General features: G+C 36.0%; 25 protein-coding genes. 12 read left to right on the forward strand and 13 right to left on the reverse strand.

Annotated elements, in window-relative coordinates:
* Positions 1–148: 148 nt before the first annotated feature.
* Positions 149–1336, reverse strand: coding sequence for a Na+/H+ antiporter NhaA (gene nhaA / locus VUJ46_RS06620; protein WP_326984209.1), 1188 nt, complete (start codon positions 1334–1336; stop codon positions 149–151).
* A 243-nt stretch (positions 1337–1579) separates the two neighbouring features.
* Positions 1580–1789: a hypothetical protein gene (locus VUJ46_RS06625; RefSeq protein ID WP_326984210.1), complete on the reverse strand. Its 210-nt coding sequence runs from the start codon at positions 1787–1789 to the stop codon at positions 1580–1582.
* Between the two features lie 389 nt (positions 1790–2178).
* Between VUJ46_RS06625 and VUJ46_RS06630 the strand changes: the two genes are divergently transcribed.
* The gene (locus VUJ46_RS06630) at positions 2179–2373 is read left to right on the forward strand and encodes a hypothetical protein (RefSeq protein WP_326984211.1); all 195 of its coding nucleotides are present in this window, start codon (positions 2179–2181) and stop codon (positions 2371–2373) included.
* Between the two features lie 367 nt (positions 2374–2740).
* Here the strand turns inward: VUJ46_RS06630 and VUJ46_RS06635 are convergent, their stop codons facing one another.
* The 4 genes from VUJ46_RS06635 to VUJ46_RS06650 all read right to left on the reverse strand — a co-directional run bounded on the left by VUJ46_RS06635 (position 2741) and on the right by VUJ46_RS06650 (position 6391).
* A complete protein-coding gene (locus VUJ46_RS06635) occupies positions 2741–3034 on the reverse strand; it encodes a putative quinol monooxygenase (RefSeq protein ID WP_123853373.1) in 294 nt (97 codons plus the stop codon).
* Positions 3035–3133: 99 nt separating this feature from the next.
* Positions 3134–3994, reverse strand: a complete 861-nt coding sequence (locus tag VUJ46_RS06640) for a helix-turn-helix domain-containing protein (protein ID WP_326984212.1) — start codon at positions 3992–3994, stop codon at positions 3134–3136.
* Between the two features lie 696 nt (positions 3995–4690).
* Positions 4691–5557, reverse strand: coding sequence for a helix-turn-helix domain-containing protein (locus VUJ46_RS06645; protein ID WP_326984213.1), 867 nt, complete (start codon positions 5555–5557; stop codon positions 4691–4693).
* An 81-nt stretch (positions 5558–5638) separates the two neighbouring features.
* A complete protein-coding gene (locus VUJ46_RS06650) occupies positions 5639–6391 on the reverse strand; it encodes an SDR family oxidoreductase (protein ID WP_326984214.1) in 753 nt (250 codons plus the stop codon).
* 92 nt (positions 6392–6483) lie between these two features.
* On the opposite strand from VUJ46_RS06650, the gene VUJ46_RS06655 reads away from it, so the two are divergent.
* Positions 6484–6663, forward strand: coding sequence for a hypothetical protein (locus VUJ46_RS06655; protein WP_326984215.1), 180 nt, complete (start codon positions 6484–6486; stop codon positions 6661–6663).
* Positions 6664–6706: 43 nt separating this feature from the next.
* Here VUJ46_RS06655 and VUJ46_RS06660 read toward each other — a convergent pair whose 3' ends face one another.
* The gene (locus tag VUJ46_RS06660) at positions 6707–7060 is read right to left on the reverse strand and encodes a hypothetical protein (protein WP_326984216.1); all 354 of its coding nucleotides are present in this window, start codon (positions 7058–7060) and stop codon (positions 6707–6709) included.
* A 411-nt stretch (positions 7061–7471) separates the two neighbouring features.
* On the opposite strand from VUJ46_RS06660, the gene VUJ46_RS06665 reads away from it, so the two are divergent.
* The 10 genes from VUJ46_RS06665 (at position 7472) to VUJ46_RS06710 (ending at position 16092) form a co-directional block, all read left to right on the forward strand.
* Positions 7472–7825 (forward strand): hypothetical protein, encoded by a 354-nt coding sequence (locus tag VUJ46_RS06665; RefSeq protein WP_326984217.1) that lies wholly within the window; start codon positions 7472–7474, stop codon positions 7823–7825.
* Complete coding sequence (locus VUJ46_RS06670; RefSeq protein ID WP_326984218.1) at positions 7771–8280, forward strand: hypothetical protein; 510 nt, start codon at positions 7771–7773, stop codon at positions 8278–8280. Before VUJ46_RS06665 ends, VUJ46_RS06670 begins: the two co-directional genes overlap by 55 nt.
* A 108-nt stretch (positions 8281–8388) precedes the next feature.
* Entirely contained in the window at positions 8389–8844 is a 456-nt protein-coding gene (locus VUJ46_RS06675; RefSeq protein ID WP_089768737.1) for a MarR family winged helix-turn-helix transcriptional regulator, read from the forward strand.
* Positions 8841–9491 (forward strand): TolC family protein, encoded by a 651-nt coding sequence (locus VUJ46_RS06680; protein ID WP_326984219.1) that lies wholly within the window; start codon positions 8841–8843, stop codon positions 9489–9491. The genes VUJ46_RS06675 and VUJ46_RS06680 overlap by 4 nt, the downstream gene beginning before the upstream one ends.
* A gap of 81 nt (positions 9492–9572) precedes the next feature.
* Positions 9573–10223, forward strand: a complete 651-nt coding sequence (locus VUJ46_RS06685; RefSeq protein WP_326984220.1) for a TolC family protein — start codon at positions 9573–9575, stop codon at positions 10221–10223.
* Between the two features lie 5 nt (positions 10224–10228).
* Complete coding sequence (locus VUJ46_RS06690) at positions 10229–11185, forward strand: HlyD family secretion protein (RefSeq protein WP_326984221.1); 957 nt, start codon at positions 10229–10231, stop codon at positions 11183–11185.
* A 2-nt stretch (positions 11186–11187) separates the two neighbouring features.
* A complete protein-coding gene (locus VUJ46_RS06695) occupies positions 11188–12348 on the forward strand; it encodes an ABC transporter permease (protein WP_326984222.1) in 1161 nt (386 codons plus the stop codon).
* A gap of 59 nt (positions 12349–12407) precedes the next feature.
* Positions 12408–13283, forward strand: a complete 876-nt coding sequence (locus VUJ46_RS06700) for a helix-turn-helix domain-containing protein (RefSeq protein ID WP_326984223.1) — start codon at positions 12408–12410, stop codon at positions 13281–13283.
* 99 nt (positions 13284–13382) lie between these two features.
* Positions 13383–14972, forward strand: coding sequence for an oleate hydratase (locus VUJ46_RS06705; RefSeq protein ID WP_326984224.1), 1590 nt, complete (start codon positions 13383–13385; stop codon positions 14970–14972).
* Between the two features lie 172 nt (positions 14973–15144).
* On the forward strand, positions 15145–16092 hold the full coding sequence (locus VUJ46_RS06710; protein ID WP_326984225.1) for an alpha/beta fold hydrolase: 948 nt from the start codon (positions 15145–15147) through the stop codon (positions 16090–16092).
* A gap of 75 nt (positions 16093–16167) precedes the next feature.
* Here VUJ46_RS06710 and VUJ46_RS06715 read toward each other — a convergent pair whose 3' ends face one another.
* From VUJ46_RS06715 to aceB, 6 genes are all read right to left on the reverse strand, one after another.
* Entirely contained in the window at positions 16168–17973 is a 1806-nt protein-coding gene (locus VUJ46_RS06715) for a 3-hydroxyacyl-CoA dehydrogenase (protein ID WP_326984226.1), read from the reverse strand.
* Positions 17974–18036: 63 nt separating this feature from the next.
* Entirely contained in the window at positions 18037–19173 is a 1137-nt protein-coding gene (locus tag VUJ46_RS06720; protein WP_326984227.1) for a catalase family protein, read from the reverse strand.
* A gap of 10 nt (positions 19174–19183) precedes the next feature.
* Complete coding sequence (locus VUJ46_RS06725; RefSeq protein WP_326984228.1) at positions 19184–20542, reverse strand: Dyp-type peroxidase; 1359 nt, start codon at positions 20540–20542, stop codon at positions 19184–19186.
* A gap of 3 nt (positions 20543–20545) precedes the next feature.
* On the reverse strand, positions 20546–21097 hold the full coding sequence (locus VUJ46_RS06730) for a hypothetical protein (RefSeq protein ID WP_326984229.1): 552 nt from the start codon (positions 21095–21097) through the stop codon (positions 20546–20548).
* Positions 21098–21503: 406 nt separating this feature from the next.
* Positions 21504–22784 carry an isocitrate lyase gene (aceA, locus tag VUJ46_RS06735; protein ID WP_326984230.1) on the reverse strand — a complete coding sequence of 427 codons (1281 nt, stop codon included), beginning with the start codon at positions 22782–22784 and terminating at the stop codon, positions 21504–21506.
* A 124-nt stretch (positions 22785–22908) separates the two neighbouring features.
* The gene (gene aceB / locus VUJ46_RS06740; protein ID WP_123853380.1) at positions 22909–24483 is read right to left on the reverse strand and encodes a malate synthase A; all 1575 of its coding nucleotides are present in this window, start codon (positions 24481–24483) and stop codon (positions 22909–22911) included.
* Positions 24484–24496: the final 13 nt, after the last annotated feature.

Here is a 24496-nt window from a genome sequence, read left to right on the forward strand (position 1 = left end):
AATAATTTGATATTGCGAAATAAGAAAGAAAGCAATAAATATTTATCGTTTTTTGACACTTTATAACTCACGACCTTAACAAAGTACAGAATTTTAAATTCCTTGTGAGTATAAGCCTCTGGCTAAATAAAATATAAAAAAGTACAAATTAAATTTCGGATTCTTTCGTATATTTTCCTGAAAACTTCAATACAAAAAATCCGATTAGGCCTGCAATTACCGATGTTAGGAGAACTGATAGCTTAGCTTCCTGTATGAATATTTCATTATCAAAAGATAGAATTGATATAAATATTGACATTGTAAATCCAATTCCCGCCAAAAAACCTATACCCAACATATGCTGAAATGAGCTATTTTTAGGCAACTGACCTATTCTCAGTCTTGAACATAAGGAAGATGTTAGAATGATTCCAATAGGTTTTCCGAAAAGAAGTCCTAATGAAATTCCTAATCCTAACGGCGATGTTATTCCTTCAATCATTTCTTTTTGAAAGGTAATATTTGTGTTAGTGAAAGCAAACAACGGAATTATAAATAAATTGACAGGCTTCAGCAATGTGTGTTCTAGCTTTTCCAATGGAGATTCTACATCACTGTCATTTGTTGGTAAAGTCATTGCAACCAGTACACCTGCAATTGTTGCGTGAACCCCTGAGTGATGAACAAAGTACCAAATAAAGATTCCTGGAATAAGAAACAAATATGAGTTTTTTACATTAAACTTATTCATTAAAATAAGTATGATTAGACCAATACCGGCAAAACCCAAATATAACCATTCTATTCCTCCGCTGTAAAATATAGCAATGACTAATATGGCAATCAAATCGTCAACGATAGCTAATGCAGCTAAAAAAATCTTCAAACTGCTTGGAATACGATTATCTAGTAAGGAAATTACAGCTAATGCAAAAGCAATATCGGTTGCCATAGGAATTCCCCAACCTCCAGCAGTTACAGAACCACCATTAAAAGTAAGATATATGATTGCAGGCACAATTGCACCTCCAACAGCCGCAATAATTGGTAGCAACGCTTTTTTAGGAGTGGAAAGTTCACCTTCTACAATTTCTCTTTTTATTTCAAGTCCAACCAATAAAAAGAAAATCGCCATCAAGCCGTCATTAATCCACATACTTACAGAATAATTAAGATGGATAACGCCTCTGTCAAATCCTATATAGGTATCCAATAAATTTTGAAGGTATGATGCTGATGAAGTATTGGCAATTAACAGGGAAGCTAAAACGCAAAGTAATAGTAGAATGCCTGCAAAGTTTCCAGATTTGACAAAATTTTTAAAAACGTGAAGGTTGATCTTCTTTTCACTCATCGAAAAACAATTAAAACTGCAATATAAGGAATGTTACAAACAATCAAACAACAGGGATGCCAATACATTTTGCAGTATAACAATTCTTCTGTATGATAAAAGAAAGGAATGAAGTAATTTTAAAATGTAGGATGAGATTTTGTCCCCCCATCCTATCGATTAAGATATTGTATTACATAAATATTATTAAACGTTTTTTTGAGATTGTAAACAATGTCAGTTTATGAGTAGAAACTTTTACTATTACTTGTCTTTGAATTTTGAAAAGTATTGATTTCCAATGTAAACACCTACTGAAATTACTAAACCTCTGAGGAACGACCAGAATAATATTTCGTTCACTTTATTTGTGGTGTAATTAGTATCATCGTAAAAATTAATTTCCATTAGAAATATAATTACCGTCATTATCAGTGCACCTAATGAAATTTTTTCTAATCTTTTCGAGTCCATATAATAAAAATTTTTTGACTTTTTAACCGGTGATGAGCTAATATATCATTTTTGAGATTTTAAAAGTGGTTATTAACGTTTCGGGGCTTTGCGATGGTGGGCAATCGAAGCACAAATCTTCAATTTTACACAAAAGTTGAACCGAAGAACTACCGTTGAACTTTGAAGTTTCGCCCCACTATCGCAAGACCCTTGTTGAACTAAACCTCCGGTAGCTTTACAGTTCGCATAAATCAGTTACTTTGTAAAGTTAATTAAAAAATCACTAGAATGGCAACAAAAAAAAGAGTTTAGACGAGCTCAGAGAAAACAAAATTATCAATCAGGCGAAGCTCGAAGTTCCTGGTTTTACAGAACTTTTAGACCGTTTTAAACCTACCGTTTCGGTTTTGGGAAGAAGCCGAAGTACGTTCAATAATCACTCCAGACACGTCGCTGCGGTATCGCTGCATTTCGGTAAAATCCCGACAGAATTAGATGCAGAGCAAATCTATCATTACCTTTTTTATCTTCAGAAAAAATCAAAATCACCTTCACAATCTTATTTTAAACACACGGTTTTTGGAGATGAGCCAAAACTTTGAAACCCCTAAAATCTAGCATTTGGGTAAGAGAATTTATGCCCAAAAGTGAAGGAAAACACGATAAAACCAAGAAAAGCTACCAATATTATTCACAAAAAAAGAGACTCTTCTAGAAGTCTCTTGTATATCTTTAAAATTTTCCGTCGAAAAACCCATAATGCTGAAAAAAAAGCTCCCGAAGCTTACGTTCAACATGAGTTTCATTACCGGCTTTTCAAGAACAAGGACACTCTCGTTATTGTGTGCTGAACTTCTTCGTCAGTCTAATCTTAATTTATATTCAAGCTGTTTTGCAAATAAAGAAAGCCTGTCGAAATTCATTTAAAGAACTCTGACAGGCTTCCATTTTAGAATACTTGTGCTTTGTTTATTTAGCTGCTAACACATCTATTTTCTCAATAGAAGGTTGAGTAGCCAACAATTCAGGTGCATTTTCCATTAACGCTTTTGCAATCTTACCACCAAGATGAGCTTCTCTGCCTTCTTCATCTGAAAAAGTATCAAAAATTCCAAATGTAGAAGCGTCAATACGGAACGCATACCATGTAACAGTACCTGCTTCTTCATTAGCAAGTGGCAATGCACCTGTAATAAAATCTTCAACATCTTTTTCTTTTCCTGCTTTTGCCTCTAGTCGAACTAATAATCCTAGTTTTTTCATTTTTTTTATTTTTAAATTAAACCAATTTTGTTTTAACAAATGTAGCACCTTTAAGCTTGTGGTACTTTTTTATTTAGCTCAAAAACTTATGAAAAAAGGTCAAGTTTTCATAATGTTTTTTGGACTGTAACCAAATTCATTTTTAAAAGCTGTGCTAAAATTTGATAAGCTATCATAACCAAAGTCCATATAGATTTCTGATGGTGTTGCTTCATTATTGAGCAATAATTTTTTGGCTTTGTTGAGCCGTTTTAGTTGAAACCATTTTCCTGGAGACTCTTGATATAATTGTAAAAATTTTCGTTTAAAAGTAGACAGACTCATATTACATAGAAAAGCGACCTCGTCAATATTCAAACTCGTGTACAGATTTTTTTCAATGACCATTTTAAAAGATAATTCTCTTTCATTGATTAACAATGAATGTAGATAAACAAAAAAGCTTTGCCCATACTTATCAGCCAGATACAGCATAATTTCTTCAAATTTCAATTCCAGAATCTTTTGAGAGATAGTTTGATTCAAACCATAAATTTGTTGAATAGAATTAATAAAATGGATAATAAAATTGTCTTTTTGAATAAGGAAAAAGGGACTATTGGTCGTTGTTTTATTTAAGTTATTTGGATTAGATAAATGCCCATATTTCAATAAAAAATCATTAATATTTTTCTGAGAAAAGAAAAAGAGTAGGCAGCTGTAGCTATTTGCCCCGATAAGTTCTGTTGTTAAAAAATTCCCCGATGCAAGGAGCAAGGCTTGCGTAGGATCTATTGAAACGATGTCATTAGAAAAGTGAATGTCCTTTTGACCGTCCAACAAAAAACTGAATACATTTTTGTTTAGGTTTATCTTATTTTTGGAAACATGTTTATACGCTTCGTAGTTAGCAATTTGCAGGTCTGGAGTCTCTGTGTGGTTATTATCAAATAAATGTTCAGGAAAGTTTATAATATCCATAAAATTATTGTCTTAAAAACATTTTGGCATTCTAAATATATTAAATTTCTATTTCAAAAATCGTTTCCTCAAGTTTGGATGAGAAGTTGTTTAGCCTTGTACATAACAGTTTGGGGCTTTGCGAAATGAGCTAAAATCGAAAACGAAAGTTTCGACTTAGGCTACACAAAGTAAAAGCCAATTTCTATACGGGAAATTATGAAAAAAAAAGCTAATAAAATTGGCATTGAGGAATATGAAGCAAAAAAAATTTAACTAGCACGTTACACCGCCATTTTGCCAATACAATTTTTGCTTAAACCTTCGGCGGATTTACCATACGCATAATTAAGTTGAACTAAACCTCCGGTTGCGAGCTTCGATTTGCGCGGTCCGCCAAGTTGGTTTTTGGAGATGAGCCAAAACTTTGAAAAGCCTAAAATCTAACATTTTGCGTAAGAGAATTTATGCCCAAATGTGAAGGAAAACACGATAAAACCAAGAAAAACCACCAAATTCACCCACAAAAAAAAGAGACCTTTCTGAAAGTCTCCTGTAAATCTTTAAAATCTTTCGTCGATAAGCCCATAATGCTGAAAAAAAGCTCCCGAAGCTTCCGTTCAACAGGAGTTTATCTCAGCGTTTTTTATTATTTATTTTGGTTCGATGATTTTTCAATTCATTGTTGGCTTTGCAAGCCCAACGAAACTCTGGTTATTATCTGCTGGCTTTATTTTCTCTATACGTTGTGGGTGTCATTCCAGTATGTTTTTTAAAGAATCTTGTGAAGTATGTGGGATATTCAAAGCCTAAATCATACCCAATTTCGCCAACAGTTCTATTTGATGTTTCCAAATGCTTTTTTGCCTCTGAGATTATTTTATCCTGAATAATTTCTGAGGGAGTTTTACCAGTGTTGTATTTTATCAAGTCGCCAAAGTAGTTGGTAGACAAATGTAATTTATCGGAAAAATAATGAACATTAGGTATTCCTTGCTGGCCGTTTAAATAGTAATCGTTTAATAACTTTTTAAATTCTAATACTAATTTGTTATACAGTGGCTGTCTTGTTTCAAACTGACGTTTATAGCATTTGCCTATATAAGTAAATATCAGATTGCAATATGCCAACAAGAGAGCCATGTCATAGTTGTCTTTTTGGTATTCCTCCAAAATTTGTACATACAAATTTTCTATTCTATTTTGCTCATCATTTGTTAGGAATAAGGCTTCGTTAATGTCATACTGAAAAAAGCTAAAATCAATGTTGTAATCTCGTAAAAGTATGGGCGAAATCAAAATGTGGTAACCTTCCCATCTTTTATCTATATTCCAACTGTGAATTTGATTAGGTTTAATAAAATATAGAAATGCTGATGTTGTATCAAACTCAGTATTTCCATACCAATTTAAGTCTGTCATATTGCGCTTAAATGCCATCATATAAAAGTCTGATGTAAGCCCATCACACAACAAACGTAAACTTTTACAGTCTTCATATTTTACAACATCTATCAAGTCTTTCTTTGGGTCGTTGTAACCATTAAACCTGTTGTATTCTTTTATGTTATCAAAATGAATCATAAGCTTCATTTAAAATTAAGGATAAGACACCATAAGAAATGCCTTATCCTAATATTAAAATTACGTCTAATTATTGAATTATTAAAATTCCTGTACGGTCGGACGAAGAACAATTTCGTTGATATCTACATCTGCGGGTTGTTCTATGGCATAGGCAATGGCTCTTGCAACAGAATCGGCTGGAATGGCGTGTATGTAAAAATCTACTACGAAGTCAGTACTTGCTTTGTGTGAGCTTCCATATTTCAATTCTGAATCAATAGCACCTGGTTCAATGGTTGTAGTTCTAATTTTTCCACCTACTTCGTGGCGTAACCCTTCGGAAATAGCCCGAACTGCAAATTTGGTACCACTGTAAACCGTACCTCCTGGACTAAATACCTTAATTCCTGCTACAGAAGAAATATTGATAAAATGTCCTGATTCTTGTTTTTCGAAAATAGGCAATGCTGCTGCTATTCCGTACAATACTCCTTTGATATTAATATCAATCATTCTCTCCCATTCATCCACTTTAACTTCAGTTAATGGAGCAATTGACATTAAGCCTGCATTATTCAAAAGGACATCAAGTTTCCCGAACTCACTGATGGCTTTATTGATTAAAGCTTGTACATCGGATTTATTGGTTACGTCTGTTTTAAGATAAACTGCTTTTCCGTTTCCTTGTTTATTAATGTCTACAGCAATTTTGTTTAGGCTTTCTTCTCTGCGGGCTCCTAAAACTACGTTTGCTCCTTTAGCAGCTAAAAGACGTGCAGTACTTTCACCTAAGCCACTACTTGCTCCTGTAATTACTACTACTTTACCCGAAATGTTCTCTGATAGATTCATACTTATTAAATTTTAATTTATGATTTTTAATAATTTATGATGCAAAATTACTTCGATGATACATTTCTGAGTTAAAACAAAATAGGGAAAAGATGAAACAAATTACAGGTATGGGTGAACTTAAGCTTGCAGATAAATTCCAAATTTACGCATTGCGTCAATCCAAATTATATGATATTCGCAAAGCCATTTATACTAATAATATAAAATATTATTTTGATGAATTGATCATTGGTTTCATACAGTCTTATTTTGGTCAAATCTACGTTTAGATTAGCGAACTTTTTACATTTTAACCCCCATTTTTTTAATTTCTTAATCAGTATGATTATCCAAAATCTTAGCATAACGGTAAAAGGTAGCCCTAGTCAGTCCAAAAGGCTTATAAATATCTTCGGGACGTTTCGTGACATCTTTGTGCAGTCCCAACCAGATTGCATCCATTTGTCTTTGATTCACCTCCTTTAAAGTTGGCATACCATACTTTTCAATAATGCTAATCACTAATTCTTGATTCCTGTGATCTTCTTTAGCGAATTTAATAAGTTCATTTGATTTTCTTATCCGTTGGTCATTTTCTAAAACTTCGCTCAAAATTTGACGTTGTCTGCTGCAATCGACTTCAATAATATCTATTGAACCTACATAGACAAATTTATCCCTATTCATATAAAGGAATATTGATATTATTAAAACAAGAGCGGTTAATATGCTGAAAAATATTTTTTTTTATCTTCATTTCTATTTTTGTGTCATATTCCAAAATGGGCTGACCACTTGGTTAAAAACTAATTTTTCTCAAAGATAGGAATTATTTTAAGTGTCGGAATAAAATATGGATTATAATAGTGACATCGTCACAACGTCCTAAATTATCAAAAAATGTCTGCACTGATTTTTTTTAAACTAAGTTGGGCATTTTAGGGCAGATTAAACGGTATAGTGTTCAAAATTAATATATTTGCTTACACAATCACGTTTATGGCTATGTTTACATTATTTCTAAGTTTTCTTCTTGTATGTTTTTTTCTTGTAAAAAAATTAATAGTGGGGAAAAGATTTCACAAAATGCCAAGAAGAATGATGTTTTTTTTAATTCCTATGCAAGTAGGTACGCAATGGGGGCTTACAGATACATTGGGAAATATAAAGGTTTCTCCTCAATATGATGAAGTAATTGATTTCGATATTGATCCGATTATGGGAGAGCCTACACGTTCGTATTATTTGATGCGAAAAGGAAATACGCTTCATTATATAGATTCAAACAATAAGAGATATTTTACCAATTTTGAAATTGTCCAGGATAGTGATAAAAATATTTTTTACAAGAAAAATAATCGAGTGGGATTCACTCGTCCCTCTTTTGTTAACGGAGAATGCAAATTGATGAAAATCCTGACTCTTATCCATATGATAAAATTACCAGATTAAAAGATAAGCTATTTTCTTACAGCATCGTAAAGACTGCTAATAAAGTTGGACTTTTAGAGTACGAAACTAAAATTGTGATTCCTTTACAATACGATTCACTAGACTATTCCGTTCAAGGTGAGACCGCAACTTTTACAGCTTATCGTTTGAAAGAGAAGAAGATTATTTCAACTGAAAGACTTCCGATAGACCTGAGACTTCCACCACCGCCAAGTACAAAGAGTAAAATAACCTGGGAAGAATTATTAAAGATGGAAAAAGTACCGGACGGTGAAGGCTCTGCATTACTGAAGAGATATAAAAATATTTCGCGAGTGAAAGGAAATCTCAACAAAATAGTAATAAAAGAAAATAATAGCGAGCGGTATGCGATTTTTGATAGGTACTCAAATCAGCCATTAGAATTAAAGTATCGTTTATTTTCACTAATCACAAATTGTCTTAACAATAATTAAATCAAAAGCTTATGTCATCTCAATCATATCAAGATTTAAAAAAATTTAACACAAATAGTTGTTATTACAACTATTGTTTAATTAACTTTGTTCAATAATAATTTTTATATGAAAGCTGAAAAAATATTAACTGAACAAGATCGATACAATCTGCTTACCGGTAATGTACCTCTACTGTTCAACCGTTTTTTGGGTCAGCAATTCAAATTGAATAATATTAACCTGACCCGGGAACAATGGTCGGTGCTAGTACCTTTATGGAAACAACAGGGATGTTCACAGCAGTCAATAGCAGATTTTACCCACAGGGATAAACCCAGCATAACTAGACTTATTGATCAATTGGAAAAAGAAGGTTACGTAGAAAGAAGGTCTCACCCTACTGACAGAAGGCAAAATCTAATATATTTAACAAATAAAGGAAAGGAGATAGAGGAAAAAGTAATGTATATTGTGAACAATGTCACCGAAAGAGCAACCAGAGGACTTTCCGAAAATCAAATTATGGAGATAAAAAACTTCTTTCAGCATATTCAAAACAACATTCAAAACGAAATGTTATGAAAAAAATAAAGTTAGCCATTACATTTATCCTATTCGGCACTATCACCAACGCACAGATTCTTATAAGTAAGGATTTGGATTATGCTATCGGAAAGGCATTGCAAAAAAATACTGAAAAAAGGAATCAAGATCTTGAATTACAAAAATTAGAATTAGAACGCAAAAGCATATTGGCAAAATATATACCGAAGGTCGAGGCGTCAGGTTTATACTCTTACATCAGCAGTGATGCAAAATTAGATCTAGCTACCCTGAATTTACCCATCACAGGATATCCTGTTTTTGGGGGATCTTCCGATTTCAGCACAAATGCGAATATCCTTTATGGAGGTATTACCGCAAAAGCGGTACTGTTCAGTGGCGGACAAATCCTAAATGGAGCCAAGGCTCTCAAAGAAAAAAACACAGGAACAGCTTTTATGATGGAAAATCAGAAAAATGAGGTCATAAAAGATATCATAGGGAGCTTTGACCGTCTCAAACTTCTGGAAACCGCCGAAAAACTCATCGATAACAGCGAAAAGAGATTGAATAAGGAAAAAGAAAGAGTAGAAAAGGCGATATCCGAAAGGTTGGCAATTCCTTACGACCGAGATAAGATCAAACTTTCCACTCTGGAATTGGCTTCCAAACGTGCAGATGTTTAAAATAAAAGAAAACTTCTGATACTCAAGATAAAACAATCCACCAATCTTTCTGAAGAAGAAATTCTTAAAACCAATCATCAGTTGGAGCCCATCATTATTTTGGACAGCCTGAGCACAGCAGAACGAAATGAGGTAAAAGCACTGGAATCTTTCAAAAAAGCTTCCGAATATGCCCTTAAAAAAGAAAAAGGAAGCCTTCTTCCCACAGTTGGGGCTTTTGCGGGATATAGCTATGCATCATTATATAATGCCAATACAAAAGTGCCGATTGAACAATTAAATACGACCGCCAATTTGAAACTAAATGAATTGACACTACATCCGAACTGGATGTTAGGCGTGGCCGTGAAATGGGAACTCTTCAGCGGATTTGAACGTAAACATAAAATAGACGAAGCCAAAATAGGACTCGCCCAGGTTGAAAATAAACTAGCTGACACCAAAGAAAAAGTAGACCTGGAATTGGAAAAAAACAAGGTAGAATACAATACCACGTTACATAAGGTAGATATTGCGATCCAAAGGGAAAAAATAGCACAAAATAATAATGAGATAGCATCAAAACAATACAGATTAGGGCTTATTAACGTCACTGAACGCCTGGGGGCGGAAAACGATATATACAAAGAATCCTTAAACAAAGTAGAAACCGTGATTGAACAGCGTAATGCTGCTATTGAAGTTTACCGTGCATCGGGAAAATTATCAAACTTTATTAAAATCCAAAACTAAGCAAAATGAAAAAAATTATTTACATACTAAGCATTGCAGGCATTTTAGCTTCTTGTGAGAATAAACCGAAAGTATCACAAACCATCCAGGGAAAGACCGAGCGGGAAGAGATTGCAGTAGTAGGCAAAATAGCAGGCAGGATAGATAAAATTCTGATCAGCGAGGGAGCTCTTGTTAAAAAAGGAGATACATTGGCGATATTGGAAATCCCGGAAGTAGACGCAAAAAAATCACAGGCACAAGGTGCGGTAAAATCTGCTCAGGCACAATATGAGATGAGTGTACACGGTGCTACTGCCAATCAGTTGGCACAGCTCTATGCCAAGAAATCCGCTTTGGTAGAGCAATATGAGTTTGCAAAAAAATCGCTGGCAAGAATGAATGCAATGGTAAAGGATTCACTGGTTCCGCAACAGCAATATGATGAAGTATTCGCCAAGTATCAGGGAGCCAAATCACAAATGATAGCCGTAGATGCAGAAATTGCCGATGTTAAAAACGGGGTCCGCATAGAACAGCAAACAATGGCGTTGGGACAAAAAGACCGTGCACAAGGAGCTTTGAAAGAAGTACAGGTTGCCGAGAAAGAAAGGTATATCATTGCACCACAGGATATGAAAATAGAATCCATCACATTGAAGCTGGGGGAACTGGCACTACCAGGATATACGCTTTTCAAAGGTTCTCTTAATAATTCCATTTATTTCCGTTTTACTATTCCTGAAAGCCAATTGGCAAATTATGCACAAGGAAAAGAAATCAATGTGCATATACCTTACAAGAATCGGGATATCAAAGGGAAAATCAGAAATATAAAACAAATAGGTGCCTATGCTAATATTGCTACAGCATATCCTGATTATGAAGTGCAGGACGCTTTGTATGAAATATTGATAGACCCTATTAACATCCAACAAGCAAACGATATCCTAAGCAAAACAACAGTAACGCTAAAACCTTAATAATGAAAACATTTCTCAATCTGATCAAACGGGAGTTCGGTTTGTTCTGGAGCAACAAGGTTCTCAGAATTTTGTTTATTGGGGCTCCTTTGATGTACGGTATTTTGTTGGGATATGTTTACAGCAAAGGGAAAGTGACAGATTTACCAATTATAGTGGTAGATTATGACCAAAGCGCACTCAGCCGGAAAGCCATCGAAATGATGAATGACAACGAAGTTTTGTCTGTTGCAAGGCTGCAGTTTGATGAGACAAACCTCAATCGTTTGATGATTGAGAAAGATGCAACCTGCGTCGTTATTATCCCAAAAGATTTTGAGAAAGATGTGCTGACAAAACGATATCCTGAAGTCACTACCATAGTCAATACTGCAAATGTATTGACGGCAAATTATTCTTCATCAGCACTTCAGCTGGTCTTAGGAACCCTCAAAGCAGGAACACAGGTCGAAACATTGCGCAAACAAGGAGTTCCGGAAAATTTGCTAATGAGCCAGTATGAGCCATTTAAAACCACGTTTATAAAAAAGAACAATAGAAGCACCAACTATATGTATTTTTTGTGGCCAGGTGTTTTGGCTACTGTGCTTCAGCAGGTATTACTATTGGGGCTTGCTCTTTCTTTTGCTTCCGAGTTTGAAAACTGCACTTTCAAATATCTGGTACATAGAAGCCGTTCTGCATTTATGCTGATACTGGTTAAAATCTTGCCTTATCTCATAATGAGCTTCGGGATATGGCTGATGTACTGGGGTTTTACCAAGTGGTTCAGAATTCCTTTTTATGAAAACATTTTTCCGCTTACCCTTATAGCGGGCGTTTTTGTAATCTCGGTCTGCTTTATAGGAATTTTGGTAAGTATCCTTGTTCCGAACCAGCTGAAAGCTACGGAAATCCTTATGGTTATTGCCACACCCAGCTTTATCCTGTCAGGATTTACCTGGCCGCTCAGCCAAATGCCAGCTTGGGTTCAGTATATTGCAAATATCATCCCGCTTACACATTTCCTACCTGCCTTTAGAATACTTATCATAGAAAAAGGCGCTGTAGACCTCACCTATCCCTATGTTATAAAAATGATAATCATAGGAACAGTAAGCGCCATTGCCAGCTATAGTGTTTTATTTTACAAAGTCCGAAAGATTAAAAGAGAGGAGCTGTAGCGAGATAAATATAAGGCGAAAATTATATCGGCCTACATAAATCCATTTAAAAAGGAACCATGAAAGCTTACGAAAGTATTAAAGAAATATTATCTTTTTATCACGTACATTGCGACGAACCTTACTTTATATCGTCAGGAAAACTCATTTTTGAATTCCCAAAAAGACTCTTCCGAATGGATTTTTATGCATTCTGCATCTGTATTTCTGGTAGTATAGATTTAGAAATTGATAATCAGCATTACAAAATATCCCAAAACGGATTCCTGATATCTGCTCCGTCAACAATTATAAAATTTGTAAATACCAGCAAAGATTTCCGTATGAAGGTTCTATTCTTTGAAAAGAATTTCCTGCTCAAGTACATTTCTAATCCATTTTTTATCGAGAATCTGTCTCTATTCAATAAAAATAGCTTTAACGTAGTAATTTCCAACGAATCAAGTAGTACGCACTTAATCAATTTATTGGATTATCTTCAACAGCAGACCACGAGGAATGGTCGTTTTACAGAAGATATTGTTCGTACTATTATTATTAATATTTTATTGGAAGTTGCAGTCCTAATTGATAAAGACAGAAAAGACAACGCATATCCTACTCCACAGGATAACAATAATATTTTTTTTAAATTCAATGAATTGGTGAAAGAAAATATTTTGCAGCATAAGGACGTACAATACTATGCGGACAAGCTATTCATTACCAACAAATATCTTATTCTGATTGTAAAAAAAGCGACCGGCAAAACGCCACATCAGATTATTGATGAGGCCTTATTAAAAGAAGTATACGTTCTGCTCGGCTATCCAGAAAAAAACATTTCTCAGATTGCATTTGAAACGGGCTTTAATTCTACCTCTGCATTCGGCCGTTTCTTTAAAAAGCATGCGTCAATATCGCCCCAAAGGTACCGAAGACAACAGTATTTTTAAAAAAGAAATTCCGTATATGATTTTCGAATTTAGGGACACTAAGGAATTAAGGTATATCAATACCTTATATTATATAAAAATAACCTAAAAAAATATCATATGAGCAATTCGAACAAACATGCATATTTCATTGGAGGCGGATTGGCAAGTCTTGCCGGTGCCGTATATCTGTTAGAAGACGGAGACTATAAAGGCGAAAACATTCACATCATTGAAGCCCTGCCGATTTTGGGTGGTAGCAACGATGGTGCGGGAACTAAAGAAAAAGGATTTATTTGTCGTGGCGGGCGTATGCTCAACGAAGAAACCTATGAAAACTTTTGGGAATTAACATCCCGTATTCCTTCTCTGGATGTCCCGAACATTTCCGTAAAAGACGAAATTCTGGCATTTGACCACGCGAATCCGACAAATGCAAAAGCGCGGTTGATTGACAAGAACGGAAACATTTTACCCGTAACGGATATGGGTTTCAACACTCAGGACCGGATGAAATTTGTGAAATTGTTTTTTGCCGATGAAAATGATTTAGACAACATTACCATTCGTGATTGGTTTGACGACCATTTTTTTACGACCAACTTCTGGTATATGTGGCAAACCACTTTCGCCTGGCAGGAATGGAGCAGTATTTTTGAATTTCAACGCTATATGAAACGTATGCTGTTGGAATTTTCAAGAATCGAAACACTCGAAGGAGTTACCAGAACACCATACAACCAATATGAATCCGTTATCTTACCGTTGAAAGCATTTCTTGACCAGCATAAAGTGGACTTTTCATTAAGAAAAACCGTTACCGATTTGGATTTTGCCGATGATGATGGCATTACCGTAACGGAAATAGAATGCATCAATGCAGAAGGAAACACAGAGAAAATAACCGTGAATGAAGGCGATTTGGTATTCTTTACCAACGGATGCATTACAGACAATTCCAATAATGGAGATTATAATACGCCTGCAAAACATTTACCGTCAAATCCGCCAAGTTTTGCATTATGGCGTAAAATTGCCAACAAGAAACCCGGCAAGTTAGGTAATCCCGACCCGTTCTTTACCAAACCTGATGAAACAAAATGGTATTCATTTACGCCAACATTCAAAGGAAATAAATTTCTGAAACTTATTGAAGAATACACTGGCAACAAGCCGGGCAGCGGAGCTTTAATGACATTTAAAGATTCATCGTGGCGAATGTCAATTGTGGTGGCTGCACAACCGCATTTCAAAGCGCAAGGCGATGATACTACTATTCTTTGGGGCTACGGATTATATCCAGATGCAGTGGGAGATTATGTGAAAAAGCCTATGATTGATTGCACGGGCGAAGAAATTTTGACGGAGTTGATTCATCATTTGCATTTTGAAAAACACGAACAGGAAATAAAAGACAGCGTTATCAATGTTATTCCGTGTATGATGCCTTACATCGATGCTTTGTTTCAGCCAAGAGCTAAAGCAGACCGCCCTGCAGTTGTTCCTGAAGGCAGCACCAACCTAGCAATGATTAGTCAGTTTGTAGAAATACCGGAAGATATGGTTTTCACAGAAGAATATTCGGTACGTGCAGCACGCATCGCGGTATATACCCTACTCGGCCTCGATAAAAAAGTAACACCAGTAACGGAACACTGGAAAAAACCAGACGTTTTGGCAAAAGCCATCCATACCTCTTACAGAAATTAAAAATAAAAAAAGAGCTGCCTTTACACTTTATCGAAGTTCTTTCTTGCTAAAGGCATATCTCTCTTTAATCTATAAAAGAGATTGTCTATAATAACCAATTTATCTAACTTTATTCTGCTCTTGCTTTTGTCAAGGGCAGAATATTTATTTTTGTACAAAACCAACCGACTCTATGGCAAAACAAACATCAGGATATATAAACAGGAAGAAAATTGCCAACTCAGGTACGCACAATCTTTTTTATGAATTATTCGAACCAATAAATGAACCTCCAAAGGCTACTGTCCTAATACTACACGGGATGCAGGAGCATAGCGGTCGTTATAAAAATTTTGCGGAATATCTGGCGAAGAACGGTTTTGCAGTTCTATTATATGACCATCTCGGACACGGAAAAACGGCGGAAAATCGGGAAGAACTTGGCTATTTTCAAAAAGAAAATCCCAAGCAGCAACTTATAGACGATGCCGCAACGATGGCAGCATTTTTAGAAAACAACTACCCTAAAATTTCTCACTTTTTATTGGGGCATTCTATGGGTTCTTTCATTGCAAGATGCTTACTTCAGAATCAGAAAGATGTTTTTAAAGGAGCGGTCATCGTAGGAACGGGCGGAAAAATCAACGGAATCGGTTTGGCTAAATTTTTCCTGTCCATCAACAATATTATTGCTCCAAAACACCGGAGCAAATTCATCAACAGAACTTTTTCAAAAATTAATAATCAACATTTTAAAGGCGAGAAAGATGGCGACCTTACCAGTTGGCTGAGCCTCAGCAAATCCAACCGTGAATCATTTTGCAGGGACAGCCTATGCGGAGTACCTTTTACCAATAATGGTTTTTACGCATTAGTTTCTCTAAATCAACAGGCAACTGAAAGAAAATGGGCAGAAAAATTACCAAAAGAATTTCCCTTTCTTTTTGTAAGCGGAGCTGATGATCCGATAGGAGACTTCGGAAAAGGTGTGGAAAAAACGGTAGCGCAAATGCAAAAAGATGGTTTTACGGATCTTAAAACTAAAATTTATCCTGCTATGCGACACGAAATACTTAATGAAGATATTAAAGAATCTGTCTATGAAAGTATAAAAGATTGGCTCTATGAAAAAATATCATAAAGAAAAAAGTATTTTAATTATAAATAACTGATTAATAATTAAAATACTTAGTTTTTAATGGAAATTTAGCATTTATCAAGCTTTTAAAAAATCCTTGCTTTGCCATTCCGGATCAGGATATTTGTAAAAACCTTCGCCGGATTGCTGACCAAGTTTTCCTTTGTCGATAAGTTCGGTTTTTAGCTTTTCTGCTATTTTCTGTGTTAGTTCTCCCGGGATTTCTTTTAAGATGTTATAATTGGTGTTCATCCCATTCAAATCTAAAATAGCCATCGGTCCAAAAGGAGCACCTGTTGCTATTCTCCAGGTTTTATCAATGGTTGCAGGATCGGCAACGTCATTCGCCCACAGTGCAAGGCCAGCCACCAAAAGCGGAATCAACAAAGAATCCAGAACATAGCCCGATTTTTCCTTCTTCAGTTCCACGGGCAGCATAGAAATGGATTTTGCAAACTCTACAATCTCGTTATAAACCGTTGGGTCGGTTTGATCAGAACCCATTATTTCTGCCGTATTACGAACCATTATATGATTGGCAAAATGTAAATGGATGAATTTTTCCGGACGATCGGTAAATGTGCTTAATCTGCTCGGCAAAAGTGTGGATGAGTTGCTCGCAAAAATAGTTTTTTCCGGCGCGTGCTCAGAAGCTTTTTCCCAGAAATCTTTTTTGATATCGATGCTTTCCGGAACGGCTTCTATCAATAAATCAGCATCTTGTAAAGAAGCTTTCAAATCTGTCGAATAAGTGAGATTATTTTTGGTATTTTCGATTTTTTCTTCATCAGCTTTCAGGTAGTTCTTATATTCTTCAGCCAAGACATCAAAACGGTTTTTTGCCTTATTTAAAGCTTCATCATTAACATCATAAACCGTGACTTTATAGCCAAAATAGGCGCACTGCACCGCAATCTGAAAACCGAGAACGCCACTTCCAGCCACTACAACATTTTTGATACTGATTTTAGATAAATCGACTTCCGGCACTTTCAAAAAATCTGGGCCTTGCCACGAAGGATTTGGATATTTGTAAAAACCTTCGCCAGTAGAAATTCCCAGTTTATTTTGGTCAATGAAGGTTGATTTAAGTTTATCCAGCACAATCTTATCATCTGTTTTGCCCTTCTCTACTTGCAGTTTGTAAATGTTGTATGGTGTCGTCAATCCGATAATATCATACAAAGCCATTGGTCCGTAAGGCGAACCAGTTCCCAGCATCCAGGTTTTGTCGATGGTTTCTGGCGTAGCATAATCGCCAATCCAAAGCTGCATTCCGGCATTCAGAAATGGATTTAATAAAGAATTGAGCACATAACCAGGAACTTCTTTTTTTACCAAAACAGGCACCATCCCTATCGCCTTGGAAAAATCGACTATTTCCTCAGCTATTTTTTCGTCGGTTCCTGGATGGGGCATAATTTCCGCCGTATTTCGCAACCATATTTGATTAGCAAAATGCAGGTTAAGGTATTGAGCTGGTCTTCCTGTCACCTCTGCAAACTGACTTGGCAACAAGGTGGATGAATTACTTACAAAAATGGTTTTCTCCGGTGCAATTGAAGAGAGTTGCTTATAAAATTCCGTTTTTATTTTAATATCTTCTGGCACTGCTTCTATCAAAAGATCGGCATCTTTCACAGCAAATGCCAAATCGGATGAATAGTGCAGTCTTTCCCTAGCTTTTGTAATTTGTTCTTCGGTGGCGCCAAGATCCTTTTTATGATTTTCGGCCAAGCCGTCGAACTTTGCTTTCGCCTTTTCCAACACTTCATCGTTGATATCGTAAACAGTGGTTTCAAATCCGTGAATTGCTGTTTGAAAAGCAATTTGGAATCCCAAAACACCACTTCCAGCTACCGTTACATTTTTTATTTTGCTCATAATTTTGGTTCATTTTTGGTAATAAACTTTACGGAACTAGGGCTCAGCAATTTTCATTTTCAATTATAACTGATAAAACTCCGGACTGAATGCGTCCTCCAAATTCTTTGGTTCTTTACGTTTTTTGTGGTTTAGCTCGTGTCGTGAGGTTGAAGATGTTACATACGCTGATTGCCGTGAACGCTGTAAATTCCCAATCGGTGAATTCTCTTCTATGGTTCTAAACGGTGTAAACGACAGATTTTCCATAATTTCAAAATTACCATCCTCAGGAACCGTTTGTTTTGGTATTGTGATTTTTGCCACCGTACGGAATGGTGATAATTCCTGCGACCATTCTTTTGTAAGGTCATTGACAGGCATTTCTTTCAGGTCTTTGCAAAGTTGTATTTGCAACTCAAACGTAAGGTCTTTTTGAGCTATTTCTTTGATAATTCCTTTTCTGTACGGCCATTCTGCGCTGTCTAGATCAATATCTTTTTCCGTGATGGCGTTCTTGGTCTGCTCAGTTGGGATTACTCTTACTTTGGCGATATAATCACCGTGGCGAACTGCTCCCATACTGTAAAATTCATAAAGAAAACTGTTGATGGAAGGGATTTTTTCAAAAGTTTTAAGAGCGCCCAATTCCTTCAAAGCCTCAAAATTTGGAAATGCTTTTTTATTTTCGGTGACCCAAAGTGTGGCAAATTCTAATTTTCCCAAGGCTCCCTTTTCAAAGAAATCATTTAGCTTTAAAAACAGCTTTGAAATGAAAACATAATGTTCTGCCGAGTTGCAGAAAAACACGGGATTATTAATCAGGTTAAAATCAACATTCGTAGAATCTTCCTCTCCGGGAGATAATTTTTTGCCATCTATCCCAAAAATCTTTAAAGCAAATCCTTGTGCATTACCGCTAAGTTTATCGGGCAAAACTCTGGACGAACCATTGGAAAAGCGAACTGCTGCCTGGTGTTTTCCGGGTTTCGCATAAATGCCCTGCGCCAGTTCTTCGGGCAGATTATCCAAAATTTCAACCTCTGCTTTCAGTACTACATAACCATTGGCGTGCGCATCTCTTGTATGATGGGTCGCCCTGCTTAGGTTTGGCGTATTTTTGATGTATTCGCGGATATCGTTATTAATGGTGGTAATATACTCATCGAAATTTTCTGGAATTTCTTCCACTTCGTAACTGTACTTTATGTAATCTTCCATAGTGCTTTTTTTATTTTAATTCACTAATCCATTTTAAAGCAGAAATGCTTGGAATAAAACAATATTCGCCGCCTTTCACAATGTTGTAGGTCTGCAAACCACGGTATCTTTTGATGAGGGGTTCTCCCGGTGCAGAAAACAGTGCGTCTTCGTCCTGTACACCAATCATAGGATCTTTTTCTGTTCCCAGATTTTGGGAGTTACCATCGTTTGCCCATTGTTTTTGAAGAAATTCCAGTGTTCCCATTGCATCAGCACTAATGCCAATAAAGTACTGTCCACGTTCCTTACCGTCATTTTTAGTTACCTCCGGCGGAACAATTTCGCCAAAAGTTACACTTTTTCTGATGATCCTGTGCAAACGTTCATCCTCCAAAACAAAAGATTTGGAATCTCTTGGGTTCATCCTGCGGATATGCGAACTGAACGGACACTTTTTACCGTACTCATCATTCTTGAAAGAAAAATCATTGTTCTTTTGCATATCATCTCCTAGCGCTTTATCATCTTTTTCGGGAGCTAAAACCAAAGGTGCACCACTTCGCCAGCGACCTACCATTTTGGCAGCCAAGAGCTCTCCCTCTTCCGGTGAAGAAGAATTTTCCTTAATGAATTGATTAAATTCTGCCACCTGACTTTGATACTTTCTGAAAACCATAAAAGAACCGTTCTTTCCTAAAACTTCAGGTTGTGGAAATGGCTTTACGATGCCTGCTTCTCCAGGATAGCCCATTATAAATTCACCTGCTTTAAGTGGACGATCAAATCCGGGCGGCACATCTATCCCACTGCCTTCGATCTCCGGATTGCTAATGCCGTCCCTGAATCCGAAAACATTTTTAACCTCTTCAGATACGGCGAAATCGTGGCTCATTATTACTTCTACGCCGCTGTTATTCGTCAATTTAGAACGAAATTCCTCCAGCTGGCTTTTCCACGCCTCTTCATTGTTGGCGATAATTGCCGCTGCGATGTGAATATGTGATCTTTTAAAAACCTTTTCCCAGTTTTTAGGGTCATTAACTCCAATGTCATACAGAAACCGGGAACGTTCTGCCATTCCCTCCTTGAAGGATTCGGGAAAAGTATCGAGTGACTCTTGAGGGACACCGATTTTTTCCAGACCTTTATAAGTGAATGTCAAAGTAACCGATGCGCCTTCATTCTTATGCCAGTCTTCCGCAGAACTCACAATCGGCAAGAGTTTTTGGAGCATTTGTCTGGCTGCCACAGCATCTCTGATTTCAATGATAGCCACTGTTCCGAAATATGGTATAGGTCGGCTTCTGAGAATTAAGGCCTGTATTTCATTCAGCTCAATTTCAACTTTATTGGGATTAAAAATCCGCTTTAAAAATTCCAATGCCATAGGTTAGATTTTATTTGCTTCGTCAATTGCCTTATTCAGTCCTTTAATGATTTTATCATTTCTCCTTATATCATTCACCGTAAGATGCGGAACACCTACATACCAACCTGTCGCGGTAATCTGATGGTCTAGAATAAACTGTTTTACACTCGGGTTTTTTATGCCTGGCCAGCCTTCTACATTCCCAAAAATGATGTCCATCAGCTGCGGAATTTTTGTGGCGAAATCATCAATATAAGCATCCCAGTCGCCATCGTAAGCCGTGCAGAAAAGAATCTTGCTATCGTTATCAAACAAAACTATACGAAGGTCATGCAGGGTTCCTACTTTGGTTGCGCCTTTCAGATCCCCACCTGCAATTTCCATTATGGTTCTGAGATTTTCTGCACCTCCGGGTTTTAGGTCTGCCATCGCAGTTAACTCAGATACACGGCCGGATCTTAACCCTTTTCTTCCGGCAGATGTAGTGGAATGGTCATAACCATCATCGATACCTTCACTGAAATTCGCCTTTGCTAGCTCGGCAGCCAATTTTACTTTGTCTATGAAACTCATAATTAAGATTTTTGATTAATTATTCACATTGTTTTTTGAGATAAAAACAATAATTTTAAAGAGTGTACTACAAATGTAAAGCCACAGGCAGCCTTAAAAATATACCAAAATTCGTATATTATGTACTAAAACTCCCTAATCCCACCTATTTGCTTTAAAAGCTTCAATTGATAAAAGGAAATATCTTATCTTTAATCTTGTTGTAATTTTGAGAGAATAAAACCTATTTAACTATAAAAAATCAATCTTTAATAATTGAGATTTCTCAATATTTACTCAATAGAACATTCAAAACAAAAACCTTCCTCAAAACAGGAAGATTGCAACAATTAAATTTAATTATAATGGATTTTTTGTAAGAATAGTTAAACGCAAAAATACAATGAAATTTGCCAATATTAAATTTTTAATGAAACTGTGCTGTTTCTGTAGAATCTCTCATCGCCACTGTTGCTGCCGAACCATTGGTTACAATATTTTGAATTTCATCAAAATATCCTGTCCCAACAAAAGACTGATGTTTTACCGCTCTGAAACCCTGCTTCTGCAAAGCAAATTCGCGTTCCTGCAATTCAGAATAACCTGCCATTCCTTTTTCTTTATATGCCAAAGCTAATTCAAACATCGCAGTATTCAAAGCATGAAAACCAGCCAATGTAATAAACTGGAATTTGTAACCCATTTTTCCCAATTCTTCTCGGAAATTCAGCATTTCATCGACACTTAATTTTGCAGCCCAATTAAAAGAAGGTGAACAGTTATAAGCCAACATTTTATCTGGAAATTTTGTACGAATTCCTTCTGCAAATTTTCTTGCCATCTCCAGATCCGGATTTGACGTTTCCATCCAGATCAAATCGGCATAAGGAGCATAAGATAAACCTCTGTCAATTCCCTGCTCTACACCATTTTTCACAACATAGAAACCTTCGGAAGTTCTTTTCCCTGTCACAAACTTTTTATCCCTGTCATCAATATCTGAAGTCAACAAATCTGCCGCATCTGCATCTGTTCTAGCAATAATTACAGTCGGTACTCCCAAAACATCTGCTGCTAAACGAGCCGATATTAGCTTATTAACCGCTTCTTGAGTCGGAACCAAAACTTTTCCACCCAAATGCCCACATTTTTTCGCAGAAGATAACTGATCTTCAAAATGTACTGCTGCCGCTCCCGCCTCAATCATTTGCTTCATTAATTCATAAGCATTTAAATTTCCGCCAAAACCTGCTTCTGCATCGGCGATTATTGGAACTAAATATTCTTTTTCTCCACCTCCGTTTACGGATTGAATTTGATCTGCCCTTAATAATGCATTATTTATTTTCTTCACAACAGAAGGTACTGAATTCGATGGGTACAAAGATTGATCGGGATACATTTCACCAGACAAATTAGCATCTGCTGCAACTTGCCAACCTGAAAGATAAATTGCTTCCAGCCCCGCATCAACTTCCTGAACCGCTTGATTTCCAGTTAAAGCTCCTAATCCGGCAACAAAATCCTGAGAATTGAGTTTTGTCCAGAATTTCTTTGACATTTCGGTAGCAATCGTATAATCTAATTGGTAAGAACCTCGAAGTTTCAGTACATCTTCGGCTGTGTAAGGTCTTTTCACGCCATTCCAACGTGGATTATCCAGCCAATCTTTTTCTAATTCCTGAATTTTTTCCTGTTTTGTTTTCATAATATTTGGAGTTTAAAATTTTCTTCAAGTTGCGAGATCTGAGATTTCAAGTGAAACTATTCGAATTGAAATGTGGAAAAATTTTGTGCGAGAACTTTTCTTATTAAAAATTTCTAATTCTATTTTAAATAAACAGATACGCTTTCAATGTTAAAAATTCAACAAAGTTTTCACAGAAAATCAATTCGTTAAAAAGTTCTTTTGCCAGAGTAAATTTTCCGTTTTTGAAACGTTCTTCACCGACATATTTTTCAATTCTTTCCAGTTCCTCAAATTCCCATTGAAGAATCATTTCCCTGGTCAGTTTTCTTTCATCATTTAGAAATGCTTCATTTTTCAGCCATTGCCAAACTTGAGTCCTTGAAATTTCAGCAGTTGCCGCATCTTCCATCAGATTATAAATCGCAGCTGCACCTACTCCCATTAACCAAGATTCGATATACAGAATTCCGACGTTGATATTTTTTCGGACACCCTGTTCGGTAATTTCTCCTTTTGGAATTTCCAGTAAATCATTTTCTGTAATTTGATAATCAAACTTTTTATCGATTTGATTTTTCTCAGGCATAAACTGGTCGAAAATATCTTTCGCCACAGAAACCAAATCGGGATGTGCAACCCAAGTTCCATCGTGACCATTTTTCACTTCACGCTCTTTATCATTTCTGACCTTTCCAAAAGCCTGACTGTTGGCTTCATAATCATTTTTAATAGGAATCTGCGCCGCCATTCCACCAATCGCGTGAACATTTCTTTTATGACAAACTTCAATCACTCTTTTTGAGTATGCATTCATAAAAGGTGAAGTCATTGTTACCTGATCACGATCAGGGAGAATAAATTCTGGAAGATTTCTGAATTTTTTAATGAATGAAAAAATATAATCCCATCGACCACAATTCAAACCGGAACTATGTTCTTTTAATTCGAATAAAATTTCATCGATTTGAAAAGATGCAGTAATAGTTTCAATTAAAACTGTTGCTTTAATTGTTCCCTGAGGAATTCCGAGATAGTTTTGAGCAAAAACAAAGACGTCATTCCACCAGCGTGCTTCTTTGTAATGTTCTAATTTGGGGAGATAAAAATAAGTTGCACTTCCGTTTTCTATCAATTGTTTTATGTTTCTGAAAAAATAAATTCCAAAATCTATTAATGAAGCGGAAGTTTGTTCATCATTGATTTCAATATGTTTTTCATTCAAATGCAAACCTCTTGGACGAACTAGCAGAACAGCCATTTCTTCATTTAATTGGTATGATTTTCCCTGCTCATTTGTAAAATCAATTCTTCTATTGATTGCATCCGAAAGATGGATTTGACCTTCCATACAGTTTTTCCAGGTTGGAGAATTGCTGTCTTCAAAATCCGCCATAAAAGTTGAAGCACCACAATTCAAAGCATTAATAATCATTTTTCGATCAACTGGCCCAGTAATTTCCACTCTTCGATCCAGCAAATCTTCAGGAAGTGGATTGCAAACCCAATTTCCTGTTCTGATTTCTTCGGTTTCTGGAAGAAATTTTGGAAGAATTCCTTTATCGAAATCTTTCTGTGTAATTTCTCTTTCATCTAAAAGCTCTAATCTTTTAGCATTAAAGTTCTGATGAAGCTCAACCAAAAAATCAACTAAATCATTAGTAAAAATTTCTTCAAACTGTTGCTGAGCTTTAATTCTTAATTGAGTCTTTGTTTCCATAATCAATTGATTT

Origin of the sequence: Chryseobacterium sp. MYb264 (assembly GCF_035974275.1) — a bacterium.
Taxonomy (GTDB): Bacteria; Bacteroidota; Bacteroidia; order Flavobacteriales; family Weeksellaceae; genus Chryseobacterium.

Excerpts from the sequence above, each read along its gene's own strand:
- VUJ46_RS06635 (WP_123853373.1), bottom strand. The coding sequence starts at position 3,034 with ATGAAAAAACTAGGATTATTAGTTCGACTAGAGGCAAAAGCAGGAAAA.
- VUJ46_RS06725 (WP_326984228.1), bottom strand. The coding sequence starts at position 20,542 with ATGGCATTGGAATTTTTAAAGCGGATTTTTAATCCCAATAAAGTTGAA.
- VUJ46_RS06715 (WP_326984226.1), bottom strand. The coding sequence starts at position 17,973 with ATGAGCAAAATAAAAAATGTAACGGTAGCTGGAAGTGGTGTTTTGGGA.
- VUJ46_RS06665 (WP_326984217.1), top strand. The coding sequence starts at position 7,472 with ATGATGTTTTTTTTAATTCCTATGCAAGTAGGTACGCAATGGGGGCTT.
- VUJ46_RS06680 (WP_326984219.1), top strand. The coding sequence starts at position 8,841 with ATGAAAAAAATAAAGTTAGCCATTACATTTATCCTATTCGGCACTATC.
- VUJ46_RS06690 (WP_326984221.1), top strand. The coding sequence starts at position 10,229 with ATGAAAAAAATTATTTACATACTAAGCATTGCAGGCATTTTAGCTTCT.
- VUJ46_RS06670 (WP_326984218.1), top strand. The coding sequence starts at position 7,771 with ATGCAAATTGATGAAAATCCTGACTCTTATCCATATGATAAAATTACC.
- VUJ46_RS06650 (WP_326984214.1), bottom strand. The coding sequence starts at position 6,391 with ATGAATCTATCAGAGAACATTTCGGGTAAAGTAGTAGTAATTACAGGA.
- VUJ46_RS06710 (WP_326984225.1), top strand. The coding sequence starts at position 15,145 with ATGGCAAAACAAACATCAGGATATATAAACAGGAAGAAAATTGCCAAC.
- VUJ46_RS06655 (WP_326984215.1), top strand. The coding sequence starts at position 6,484 with ATGAAACAAATTACAGGTATGGGTGAACTTAAGCTTGCAGATAAATTC.
- aceB (WP_123853380.1), bottom strand. The coding sequence starts at position 24,483 with ATGGAAACAAAGACTCAATTAAGAATTAAAGCTCAGCAACAGTTTGAA.
- VUJ46_RS06695 (WP_326984222.1), top strand. The coding sequence starts at position 11,188 with ATGAAAACATTTCTCAATCTGATCAAACGGGAGTTCGGTTTGTTCTGG.
- VUJ46_RS06720 (WP_326984227.1), bottom strand. The coding sequence starts at position 19,173 with ATGGAAGATTACATAAAGTACAGTTACGAAGTGGAAGAAATTCCAGAA.
- VUJ46_RS06730 (WP_326984229.1), bottom strand. The coding sequence starts at position 21,097 with ATGAGTTTCATAGACAAAGTAAAATTGGCTGCCGAGCTAGCAAAGGCG.
- aceA (WP_326984230.1), bottom strand. The coding sequence starts at position 22,784 with ATGAAAACAAAACAGGAAAAAATTCAGGAATTAGAAAAAGATTGGCTG.
- VUJ46_RS06625 (WP_326984210.1), bottom strand. The coding sequence starts at position 1,789 with ATGGACTCGAAAAGATTAGAAAAAATTTCATTAGGTGCACTGATAATG.
- VUJ46_RS06700 (WP_326984223.1), top strand. The coding sequence starts at position 12,408 with ATGAAAGCTTACGAAAGTATTAAAGAAATATTATCTTTTTATCACGTA.
- VUJ46_RS06660 (WP_326984216.1), bottom strand. The coding sequence starts at position 7,060 with ATGAATAGGGATAAATTTGTCTATGTAGGTTCAATAGATATTATTGAA.
- VUJ46_RS06675 (WP_089768737.1), top strand. The coding sequence starts at position 8,389 with ATGAAAGCTGAAAAAATATTAACTGAACAAGATCGATACAATCTGCTT.
- VUJ46_RS06645 (WP_326984213.1), bottom strand. The coding sequence starts at position 5,557 with ATGATTCATTTTGATAACATAAAAGAATACAACAGGTTTAATGGTTAC.
- nhaA (WP_326984209.1), bottom strand. The coding sequence starts at position 1,336 with ATGAGTGAAAAGAAGATCAACCTTCACGTTTTTAAAAATTTTGTCAAA.
- VUJ46_RS06705 (WP_326984224.1), top strand. The coding sequence starts at position 13,383 with ATGAGCAATTCGAACAAACATGCATATTTCATTGGAGGCGGATTGGCA.
- VUJ46_RS06640 (WP_326984212.1), bottom strand. The coding sequence starts at position 3,994 with ATGGATATTATAAACTTTCCTGAACATTTATTTGATAATAACCACACA.